The following is an 11,953-nucleotide window of genomic DNA, read 5'->3' on the forward strand; positions in this document are numbered from 1 at the left end:
TGTCGTTTCTCTACGTGGAAACTAGCGTTTCTTCCCGGGGAAACTGTAGTTCCTATGCGTGGAAACTGAATTTGCCTGTGTGCAAAACAGGATTATATAAGGTGTTGCAGATAAACATCTGCAACGGTATCTGCAACAGTATCTGCAACGCTGCAATCAGTTGATTGCAAGTAAGATACAAGCAAAACGTTGCAGGTGGCAGATAAAAACAAAAAATAAAACTCGTAGGAGGGGATGAAGAATATGAAAACACTTAGGGTTAAAATGGTAGGGCTACTTGCAACGGCTCTTATTCTTTTTTCTGCATTTCGTGCAGACAAACCGGTCATCACTATCTTTATGATAGGTGATTCGACAATGGCTAACAAGAAAATAGACGGAGGAAATCCCGAACGTGGTTGGGGAATGGTACTTCCCGGATTCTTCTCCGAAGACATACGGATAGACAATCATGCCGCCAACGGTCGAAGTTCCAAGAGCTTCATTAGCGAAGGACGCTGGGAAAAAGTAATTTCTAAAGTGAAAAAAGGAGATTATGTCTTTATCCAGTTCGGCCATAATGATGAGAAAGCAGACTCTACCCGTCACACCGATCCGGGTAGTACTTTTGATGAAAATCTTCGTCGGTATGTGAATGAAACCCGCGCCAAAGGTGGAATTCCGGTGTTGTTCAACTCTATCGTCCGTCGAAACTTCGTACAGCCGAAGGATGCTGCCATCGCAAAAGATGTCCGCCGCACACCGGGGGAAAAGGAACAACCGAAAGAGGGAACCGTTTTATTCGATACGCATGGTGCCTATCTGGATGCTCCCCGCAATGTGGCAAAAGAACTGGGAGTGACTTTCATCGACATGAACAAGATTACTCATGACCTGGTGCAGGGACTGGGACCAGTAGAATCAAAGAAACTATTCATGTTTGTCGAACCCAATCAGGTGCCGGCTTTCCCGAAAGGTCGTGAAGACAATACTCACTTAAACGTATACGGAGCACGAACAATTGCCGGACTGGCAGTGGATGCTATCGGCAAGGAAATTCCGGAACTGGCGAAATATATCCGTCAATTCGATTATGTAGTGGCCCAAGACGGTAGCGGTGATTTCTTTACTGTGCAGGAAGCTATCAATGCTGTTCCCGATTTTCGCAAAGACGTTCGTACCACTATCCTGATTCGTAAAGGAACTTATAAAGAGAAGCTCATCATCCCCGAATCCAAGATTAATATCTCTTTGATTGGAGAAGACGGTGCGATACTGACTTATGACGGTTTTGCAAACAAGAAAAATGTATTCGGCGAGAACATGGGAACTTCCGGTTCGTCCAGCTGTTACATCTATGCCCCCGATTTTTATGCGGAGAATATCACATTCGAGAACTCATCAGGTCCCGTAGGACAGGCAGTTGCCTGCTTTGTGTCTGCCGATCGTGTCTATTTTAAGAACTGTCGTTTCCTCGGCTTCCAAGATACCCTCTATACATACAGCAAGCAAAGCCGCCAATATTATGAAGACTGCTACATCGAAGGAACGGTTGATTTTATCTTCGGCTGGTCTACGGCTGTTTTCAACCGTTGTCACATTCATAGCAAACGGGATGGTTATGTCACCGCTCCCTCTACAGATAAAGGAAAAAAATATGGCTATGTATTCTATGATTGCAAACTGACTGCGGAACCGGAAGCTACAAAAGTATATCTGTCTCGTCCCTGGCGTCCGTATGCGCAAGCTGTATTTATCCGTTGCGAACTAGGTAAACACATTCTCCCTGTCGGTTGGAATAACTGGGGCAAGAAAGAGAACGAAAATACAGTCTTCTATGCCGAATATGAGAGTCGGGGCGAAGGAGCCAATCCGAAAGCGCGTGCCGCTTTCTCCCAACAACTGAAAAACCTGCAAGGATACGAGATTACGACTGTACTGGCAGGCGAAGATGGATGGGGTCCGGTAGCGGACGGAAACAAACTGATAACAGTGAAACGTTGACTTGACGAATATGTAAAGAAATGAATTACTAAGCAAAAAACAATGGATATATAAAAGACAATAGATCACTTGTCCTATAGAATGGTTCGATTCTGTTAAATAGCCGCTAAAGATTGCATAAAAGTACAACTATTTTTCTATCTTTACGGCACAGAACCTAGTTATATGATGAAGAAAACCTTAATTTCAGTAATTCTTTTGCTAGCTATTGTGTTCTCGACACATGCGCAGCAGCACTGTTTTTTCACCCACTATTCTACTGAAGATGGATTGTCCCAAAATACGGTGATGAACATCTTGCAAGATCACAAAGACAACCTTTGGTTTGCCACTTGGGATGGAATCAACCGTTTCAACGGTTATACCTTCAAAACATATAAGGCTCGTCAGGGAAATTACATCAGTCTGACCAATAATCGCGTAGACCGTATCTATGAAGACCGTTATGGTTTTTTGTGGCTACTGACTTATGATAATCGTGTCCATCGTTTCGACCCGAAGACAGAGACTTTCGAACAAGTACCTGCTGCCGGAGAGGAGGGGAGTGCTTTCAATGTGCATACCATTGAGGTGATGCCGAACGGAACCGTCTGGCTGCTGACAGAAAATGACGGAGCTATCCGCATCCTGACTCATCCAAATGAGAATCATCGCCTGACATGGGATATTTATTCCAGTAAGACGGAACTGTTTCCCTCTTTACATGTATTCAAAGTTTATCAGGATAAAGCAGGCAATGACTGGCTGTTAACAGACAACGGCCTCGGCATGATCCATCCCGGAAAGAAAGAACCGGATTCCTATTTCACGGAGACAAAAGGAAAGTTTGGCGGAATGAATCAGGCTTTCTATGCAGTACAGGAGCGGGATAAGGACATCTGCTTTGCTTCGGATCAGGGACGTATCTGGTCTTATCAGAAAGATAGCGGAGAATTTACGTTGATCGAACTTCCTACAAAAGGGCAGATCACTTCCATTCACCCCGTTGCACCGGACGTTTCTGTAATTACTACCGATTCGGATGGTTTCTTTACTTATAACCTGCGGACCAAAACAAATGTGCATTACTCATTCCTGACTTGTAAGGCTTTACCCGCAAAACCAATCCTTTCTGCTTATGTAGACCGTTCTTCGGAAGTGTGGTTCGAGCAGGAAGAACCGGGTGTTGTAGCCCATTTTAATCCCTCGACCAGAGTGGTGACCCGTGAACAGATTCTTATTGAATACAGTAATCCTGAACGTTCCCGTCCGGCCTTCCATATCCATGAAGATGTAAACGGGTATCTTTGGGTACACCCTTATGGAGGAGGTTTCTCTTACTTCGATCCTCAAAAAAAACGATTGGTTCCTTTCTATAATGGACTGGGTAGTCGTGACTGGCGTTTTTCCAATAAGATTCATTCGGCTTTCTCCGACAAACAAGGTAATTTATGGCTTTGCACCCACTCCAAGGGATTGGAGAAGGTGACTTATCGGAATGTACCTTTTGCGATGATGACTCCCATGCCGCATGAACATGAATCATTGCATAATGAGGTACGTGCCCTGTGCGAAGACAAACTGGGTAATCTGTGGGTTGGCTTGAAAGATGGTATGCTTCGTATGTATGATGCCGATAAAGCTTATAAAGGATACCTGACCGAAAGCGGCATCGTTTCTACTACCGGTACTCCCATGTTGGGAACTGTTTATTTTGTTATTCAGGATTCGAAAGGAATCATCTGGATTGCAACAAAAGGAGACGGACTTGTCCGTGCCGAGCCGACTTCTTCCAACGGAATGTCTTATAAACTGACCCGTTATCTTCATCGTGAAGAGGATATGTACAGTTTGAGCGATAATAATGTGTATTGTATCTATGAAGATCATTATGGTCGTATTTGGGTAGCTACTTTTGCCGGAGGTATCAATTATATCACGCAGAATGAAGCAGGAAAGACATTGTTTATCAATCACCGGAATAATCTGAAAGGGTATCCGATTGATCCTTGCTACAAAGCGCGTTTCATTACTTCCGATAATAATGGACGCCTGTGGGTAGGTACAACTACGGGAGCTGTTGCTTTTGATGAGAACTTTAAGAAACCGGAGGATGTGCAGTTTTATCATTTCTCCCGTATGCCGAACGATACGCAAAGTCTGAGTAATAATGATGTCCATTGGATTATTTCCACTAAGAAAAAGGAACTGTATCTGGCTACTTTCGGTGGGGGACTCAACAAACTGATATCTATCAGTAAGGACGGCCACGGAGAGTTCAAATCATATTCCGTACTGGACGGTCTTCCTTCCGACGTCTTGCTTTCTGCCCGCGAAGATAGTAAGGAGAATTTATGGATTAGTACGGAGAATGGAATTTGTAAATTTATCCCGTCTGAAGAACGTTTTGAAAGTTACGACGAACGTAGTATTACTTTCCCAGTGCGCTTTAGTGAAGCGGCTTCCACATTGACGGCTAAAGGAAGTATGCTTTTCGGTGCCAGTGGGGGAGTCTTTATATTTAATCCCGACTCTATTCGTAAGAGTAGCTATATCCCACCTATCGTATTCTCCAAACTGATGGTGACTAATGAGGATATTACGCCCGGAGATAACTCCTTGTTGAAGGTGGATATTGACGATACCGACCCATTGGTGCTCTCACACAAAGAGAATATTTTCTCCGTTCACTTCGCTGCACTCGATTATACTAATCCGCAGAATATACAGTATGCTTATATTCTCGACGGATTTGAGAAACAATGGACTTTTGCCGACAAGCAGCGTAGTGTGACTTATACGAATCTTCCGAAAGGAGAGTATGTGCTCCGTGTTCGTTCAACGAATAGTGATGGTGTGTGGGTGGATAATGAACGTATACTGAACATTGTTATTCTGCCTTCTTTCTGGGAGACGCCGGTAGCTTATGTGCTTTATGTTCTTTTTATTCTGATTATTATTCTCGTAGCCGTTTATATCCTGTTTACTATTTATCGGTTGAAGCATGAAGTTTCGGTCGAACAGCAGATTTCAGATATAAAACTGCGTTTCTTTACTAACATATCGCATGAGTTGCGTACTCCGCTTACGTTGATAGCTGGTCCGGTGGAGCAGGTCTTGAAGAATGATAAATTGCCGGCTGATGCTCGCGAACAGTTAGTGGTGGTTGAACGGAACACGAATCGGATGCTCCGTCTTGTCAATCAGATTCTGGACTTCCGCAAGATTCAGAATAAGAAGATGAAGATGCAGGTGCAGCGGGTGGATATTGTACCTTTCGTCCGTAAGGTGATGGATAATTTTGAAGCTGTGGCCGAGGAACATCGGATTGATTTCCTGTTCCAGACCGAAAAGGAACATCTTTATCTTTGGGTGGATGCCGATAAGCTGGAAAAGATTGTATTCAATTTGCTTTCCAATGCATTTAAATATACGCCGAATGGCAAGATGATTACGATGTTTATCCGGGAAGATGAAAAGACAGTTTCTATCGGTGTGCAAGATCAGGGGATCGGTATCGCAGAAAACAAAAAGAAGTCACTGTTTGTCCGTTTTGAGAATCTGGTAGATAAGAATCTTTTCAATCAGGCTAGTACGGGTATCGGACTTTCATTGGTGAAAGAGTTGGTGGAAATGCATAAAGCGACTATTTCCGTTGATAGTCATTTGGGAGAAGGGAGTTGCTTCAAAGTCGATTTCCTCAAGGGAAAAGAACATTACGATAAGGAAGCCGAGTTTATTCTGGAAGATGCGGATGCTCCGGCAAGAATGGGACAGGTAGTGGATATTGCCAATTCTTCCATTCAGTCTGAAACGTTGGTAAGCGATGATTCGGAGAAGATTGATGATGTGTATGGGGAAGAATTTGCGAAAGAAGAGAACTCCAAAGAATTGATGCTGTTAGTCGAAGATAATCAGGAGTTACGTGAATTCTTGCGCAGTATATTTTCTCCGATGTACCGGGTGGTGGAAGCTGCTGACGGTAAGGAGGGGGCAAACAAGGCTTTGAAGTACCTGCCGGATATTATCATCAGTGACGTGATGATGCCTGAAAAAGACGGTATCGAAATGACGCGTGAACTGCGTGCGGATATGACGACCAGCCATATACCTATCATTTTGCTTACTGCCAAAACTACGATTGAAAGCAAACTGGAGGGATTGGAATATGGTGCGGATGATTATATAACGAAGCCTTTCAGTGCTACCTATCTGCAAGCACGTGTGGAAAATCTGTTGATGCAGCGTAAGAAACTGCAAAGTTTCTACCGGGATAGTCTGATGCATATCAATATTTCTACCGGTCAGGAGGAAGTGCCTGTGGCTACGGATATGCCGTCTGCTGAAGAAGATGTGTCCGAAACTCCACCTACAACTCTCGAAATGTCTCCCAACGACCGTAAGTTTATGGATAAATTGATTGAATTGATGGAGCAGAACATGGATAATGGAGAACTGGTGGTAGATGATTTGGTTCGGGAACTGGCTGTCAGCCGTTCTGTCTTCTTCAAGAAGCTGAAAACACTTACCGGATTGGCTCCGATTGAATTTATCAAAGAAATGCGTATCAAGCGGGCTACACAATTAATAGAAACCGGAGAATTTAATATGACCCAGATTTCGTATATGGTCGGCATTAATGATCCGCGTTATTTCAGTAAATGCTTTAAAGCACAGGTTGGAATGACGCCTACAGAGTATCGGGATAGAGTGGGGAGATAATAATAGGAAAGGAAAGAAATAGAAAGGGGGATGTTCAAAGCTCCCCTTTTATCGAAATCACCCTCACTACAACTATCTGTGGCGAGGGTGATTTTTTGTTTATGAGAGTTCCGATACATTTACCCTCATCTTGGTTATCCGAAATTATTTTTTAGGGTATAGATGATTCACAAGGCTGTTCATATACATTTCCAGGTTTGTATATTCCGGGCTTAATGTATATTTGGCTCCGTCTGAAGGATCATTGGGATTAAGGTTGTGTTTCTTTTCCCATTCATCGGGAATACCATCACCATCTGTATCAACAAGTGCTGTTTCTGATTTATATTCCGGCCATCCTCCTACATCAGACGGTTGGTCAATCATTCCATTCGTGCTTCCGTGAGAACCTTCGTAAGTATAAGTGCCTTTGAGAGTTTCATCTACGATGCGTTGGTCTATGGCGTCACGGCGATATGAAGCACCGGCAAACTCGAGAACATCTTTGTAGGCTTTCTTGGCAGGTTGCAAAGAAGTATGTTCGGCTATGTCAAATGCTTTTTTAGACAGTACTTCCTTTTCTGTGGCAAAGTCCTTTTTGATAACCAGTCCGTAAGAGTTATCCATATTCACTTTATAAAGAGCCTCTTTCTGCTTATCGGTCAGTTTGGGACAGGTAGGATCCATATAGTTACCTTTGAAATAGAATACACCATGAACACCTGCTTTATTGTTGTTTTTGCCATCATCGGCATACGCTGTAAACAAGCGTTTGAAAGAACCTTTTGTCGCACTGAAAGGTCCCGGTTTATAGTAGTTATTGATAAAGTTGTAGGAACCTCCTTCACCGGCATAAGCACCGTCACTGCCATAATTATAAATCACATTATTGAATAATTCCACTTTTTCATCTTCCGGACGACCCGTATAACGGCTTCCGCAAAGACGGGGTGTGCGGTTAGTGTGATGGGCGAGTAAGTTATGGTGAAAAGTAGCAGGTTGTCCACCCCAGATACCCCCATAACCATGTGCTCCCTTTTCGTGGATAGAATTGGCGAGACTTTCACTGATGATGCACCACTGAAGTGTGAAATTACGGTTATCATAGAATGTGGCACATTCGTCCGTACACCAACTCATGGAGCAGTGGTCTATGATAATGTTTTGGTGCGCTTTAGTACCATTCATTGAGTCGTCACCTTTTTGTTTGATGTCGACTCCCATACGGGAACGGATGAAACGGACGATAACATTGTCTGCCTGAATAGAGAATGTATAGTTTTTCAGGCAAATGCCATCACCCGGAGCTGTCTGTCCTGCAATGGTCACATCACCATTGCTGAGTTTTAATGCTTTTTGTAATTCAATAATTCCGCTAACCGCAAAGATAATGGTGCGGGGACCTTTCTTGCTGATAGCCCAGCGAAGTGTCCCTTCCGAACCGTCGTCTGCCAGGGACGTAACAGTGTATACAGTACCTCCGGCACCACCGGTGGTATATTTTCCTGCTCCGTCGGCACCGGGGAAGGCGAGAACTTTGGAACGATCCGGGGTAGGATAGTCCTTTGATGTTTTTTCAACCGAAATGGCAGGTTGCATGGCTTGTCCCACTAGAGGAAAAGCCAATATCAAACTACAGATTGCTAATATATTCTTTTTCATTACTAATTTATCATTTGGGTTTGAATTTACTAAAATTATTCTATAACACTGCCACCTGTCGCACCATTTACCATGATTTCGTGCACCAGACTATTGAGATACATTTCCAGATTAGTGTACTTCCCGTTTTTGTCAATAGTCGTTTCTTTTCCATCAGCAGATTTCTTGGGATTCAAACCATATTCTTCTTCCCAGTAGTCGGGAATACCGTCACCGTCCGTATCTTTCACGTTTGCATTGGTTACAGATTTCAGAACATCGTAGGGATCACTTACTCCTAAGGCTGTGCAGACATCTTTCGGGTCGTTGATATATCCACTTTTGTTTTGTGAGTAGCCGGAAAGACCTTCCCATTTGCTGGCATCTCCCGTGCAACTTGCTTTTCTGTTTTTAACGTCGCTAATTATCAACTCGTCGACTTTATCACGATAGTTGCTGGCTCCTGCATAGCTCATCACACGTTCATAAGCCTCATCCGGCGTATGAGTTCTTACATTTCCTGTCTTAACTACCGGTGAACTTGATTTTATCTGGGTATGTTGGTTCCAAAGCTCCGTAGTTGCACAGTTTTTATTATCCATTTGTTCAAATACGCCTTTTGTCCAGTTATCATTGCTAACAGTCGTATTGCCTACCACTTTATTTCCGTCGATATAAAACTTCCCCCAAGTTTGAAGCCATTTTTTGTAAGCTTCGCCGGAGTAATTTTCCGGATATACATCCGGCTTGGCGATACGGTAAGCACGGTCTGCTTTACCGCTTTCATCGGTTCCGGGGCCTGGCTTGTAGTAGTTGTTAACGATATTCACGTGTTGCGCTTCACCACCGTAGCAGCCTTCGCCTCCCCAATTGTAGTAAACATTGTTGCGCATATCCACTCGCTCTCCATCGTTGTTGTTCAGTGCTAATGTAGTATATCGGGGACCAAGGCGTGGAACACGGCTTTCGCAATGGGCTATCAGGTTATGGTGGTAAGAGGCATAGTTTCCTCCCCAGTTACCGCCATATCCGTGAGAAGCGAATTTACCTGTGGCAGCATTGATCTTTACATCAGTCACACGTAAGGCTTGATAAGCTAAACACCATTGTACGGTAGAATTTTGCATACCATAGACAGAAAGACATTCATCGCTTCCCCAGCTTACTGAACAATGATCGATGATTACATTTTGTTTGTCACAACCTCCTAATCCGTCGCAGTCTACGTTAGAGTTTCCGGGGCGAAAACGGATGAAACGAATGATGATATTGCTGGAATTAATCGTAAATGGGTAATTGGCGATACAGATACCGCCCGGTGATGTTTGTCCGGCAATGGTCAGATCATCTTTCTGGGTTTTTAATTCCGATTTCAAATAGATGGTACCCGACACATCAAATACAATCGTTTTAGGACCGTCTTGTTTCATAGCCCAGCGCAGACTTCCGCTGATACTTCCACTGGTGTCGTCTTCAAGGCTAGTCACATGATAAACTTTTCCTCCGCGTCCTCCGGTGGTATTGCGACCGTGGCCTTCGGCGTATGGGAAAGCAAGAAGTTCTCCATAATCCAGTTGCTTGACATCAGAAGATGTCCCACCTGGATTATTTGTTCCTCCACCTGTATCATCTACAGGATCGTCGGAAGAGCATGAGGTACATAATCCTGCGATGCTGAATGCAATAGCTACATAAAATAGAGATATTTTCTGCTTCATTATCTTTTAACTGTTTGGGGATATAGACGATTTATTTGTTGGGATACAACGTTTCTACCAGACTGTTGAGGTAAACCTCCAGATTGGTATACGTTTTACTTAGAGTATATTTGGCACCGTCGGCCTTACTTTTGGGGTTCAAACCGTTGGCAGTCTCCCATTCATCAGGGATGCCGTCGCCGTCGGTGTCTTTTGGACCGGTTTCCTTTTTATATTCCGGCCAGCCACCTACATCGCTGGCTTTATCAATGAGTCCCTTTTCACTGCCATTGCTGCCGTCTGCCGTATAATCTCCGTTGCGAACGTTGGCTATGATGCGTTTATCGACATCATCATATTTTAAGGAAGCACCGGCATACTTTAATACTGATTCATAAGCTTCTTTTGCCGATTGAGTGAATTCGGATGCATCTTCGGAAATAGTAAATTCGTTACTTGACTGAAGTGCTTTTTCTCCTCCATCGGGTAAAGGAACGGCTTCTGTTGCATTGGGGTGTAACCCTTGCCAGTTGTCATTGTTTACAGAAGTAAGCAGAGATTGATATTCGGCTTTCAATTCAGGACATGTGCCATCAAAATAGTTTCCTTTCAGATAAAAAGTACCCCATATACCTTTGGTGTTTTTATTTGTACCGTCATCACCGTTAGGTTGGAAGATACGGTTTACAATATTTTTCTTGGTATTGGTAACTGGTCCGGGCTTGTAGTAGTTGTTCACGAAATTATAGCTTCCTCCTTCTCCTGCATAGCCACCATTGGTCGGTCCCCAGTTATAGAAAACATTATTTCGTAAATCGAGTTTTTCATTTTCCGGTTTCCCTGTATAGCGGCTACCGCATAAACGTGGTGTACGGCTGCTGTGGTGGGCTAATAAATTGTGGTGGAATGTAGCGGGTGATCCTCCCCATATTCCTCCGTAACCGTGATTACCTTTGGTGTGTACCGAACGATTCAAACTTTCGCTGATGATACACCATTGCATGGTAAAGTTAGTGTTATCGTAGAAAGAAGCACATTCATCAGTGCTCCAACTCATCGAACAATGGTCAATGATAATATTTTTATGTTGCTTTCCCCACAATGCATCACCGCTGTCGGCTTCTGCTTCTGTTGTAAAGTTGTCCGATCCCATGCGGAAACGCATGAAACGGATGATTACGTTGTCCGCCTGTACGGATACGGGATGTCCTTTCAGGCAAATACCGTCACCCGGTGCACTCTGGCCGGCAATCGTTACATCTCCGTTGGTTATCCTCAAGGGGCTTTTCAGTTCTATCAATCCACTTACTGCAAATACGATCGTGCGCTTTCCCGTGCGATTTAATGCGTAGCGTAATGTTCCTTGTGTTGTCTTATCGTTGTCTTCAAGCGAAGTTACTATATATACATCTCCGCCTGCTCCGCCGGTAGTATAACGACCTGCACCGTAAGCACCCGGAAAGGCATAACGCGTTTCGGCAGGTGTCTCTTCTTCACCACCTTCGTTCTCATTACCACCGTTACCGGTATTCTGTCCCGGTGTTTCATCGGTGATACTTGGGTCTTCGCTGCTGCAAGCAACCGATAGGTTGATTACACAGAAGCACAATAATCCCATTTTAATAGATTTGAGCATACAAATTATCTTTTAAAAAAATAGAGTTCTTTGTCTCATACATTATATTTGCTGATGATGTGACAAAGAACTCTTTATTAAATCTTATTGGTTTTATTCGCTTACTGTACCGTACTGGCTTACAGTTTTCACTGTATAAATATTGCTTTCGTCAGTGTTGGTTAGTGTAACGGTAGTGTCTGTCGTTTGCCCTGCATAGTTACCATTCATAAAGATGAGGTAGCCGGCAGCACCGGATACTGCATCCCATGTCAGAGTGTTTCCCGACAGATTGACATTGGTAGGTGCTGCAAGGGGAGTTTCCATATACTCTTTC

Annotated in this window: 5 protein-coding genes and 1 pseudogene; 2 read left to right on the forward strand and 4 right to left on the reverse strand. The window is 43.7% G+C overall.

Annotated elements, in window-relative coordinates:
• Nucleotides 1–234 precede the first annotated feature (234 nt).
• Both BSCG_RS02100 and BSCG_RS02095 read left to right on the forward strand, forming a co-directional pair.
• Complete coding sequence (locus BSCG_RS02100; RefSeq protein ID WP_032849845.1) at nucleotides 235–1,983, forward strand: pectinesterase family protein; 1,749 nt, start codon at nucleotides 235–237, stop codon at nucleotides 1,981–1,983.
• Between the two features lie 165 nt (nucleotides 1,984–2,148).
• Nucleotides 2,149–6,684 carry a two-component regulator propeller domain-containing protein gene (locus BSCG_RS02095; RefSeq protein ID WP_008777418.1) on the forward strand — a complete coding sequence of 1,512 codons (4,536 nt, stop codon included), beginning with the start codon at nucleotides 2,149–2,151 and terminating at the stop codon, nucleotides 6,682–6,684.
• A gap of 144 nt (nucleotides 6,685–6,828) precedes the next feature.
• On the opposite strand, the gene BSCG_RS02090 is transcribed toward BSCG_RS02095, so the two are convergent.
• From BSCG_RS02090 to BSCG_RS02075, 4 genes and pseudogenes are all read right to left on the reverse strand, one after another.
• Nucleotides 6,829–8,325 carry a pectate lyase gene (locus BSCG_RS02090; RefSeq protein WP_004309412.1) on the reverse strand — a complete coding sequence of 499 codons (1,497 nt, stop codon included), beginning with the start codon at nucleotides 8,323–8,325 and terminating at the stop codon, nucleotides 6,829–6,831.
• A gap of 35 nt (nucleotides 8,326–8,360) precedes the next feature.
• Nucleotides 8,361–10,022: a pectate lyase gene (locus BSCG_RS02085; protein ID WP_008650710.1), complete on the reverse strand. Its 1,662-nt coding sequence runs from the start codon at nucleotides 10,020–10,022 to the stop codon at nucleotides 8,361–8,363.
• Between the two features lie 31 nt (nucleotides 10,023–10,053).
• A complete protein-coding gene (locus tag BSCG_RS02080; protein WP_004309414.1) occupies nucleotides 10,054–11,637 on the reverse strand; it encodes a hypothetical protein in 1,584 nt (527 codons plus the stop codon).
• Nucleotides 11,638–11,730: 93 nt separating this feature from the next.
• Nucleotides 11,731–11,953 (reverse strand): annotated as a pseudogene (locus BSCG_RS02075) (pectin esterase); the annotation flags it as partial.

Origin of the sequence: Bacteroides sp. 2_2_4 (genome assembly GCF_000157055.1) — a bacterium.
Lineage (GTDB): Bacteria > Bacteroidota > Bacteroidia > Bacteroidales > Bacteroidaceae > Bacteroides > Bacteroides ovatus.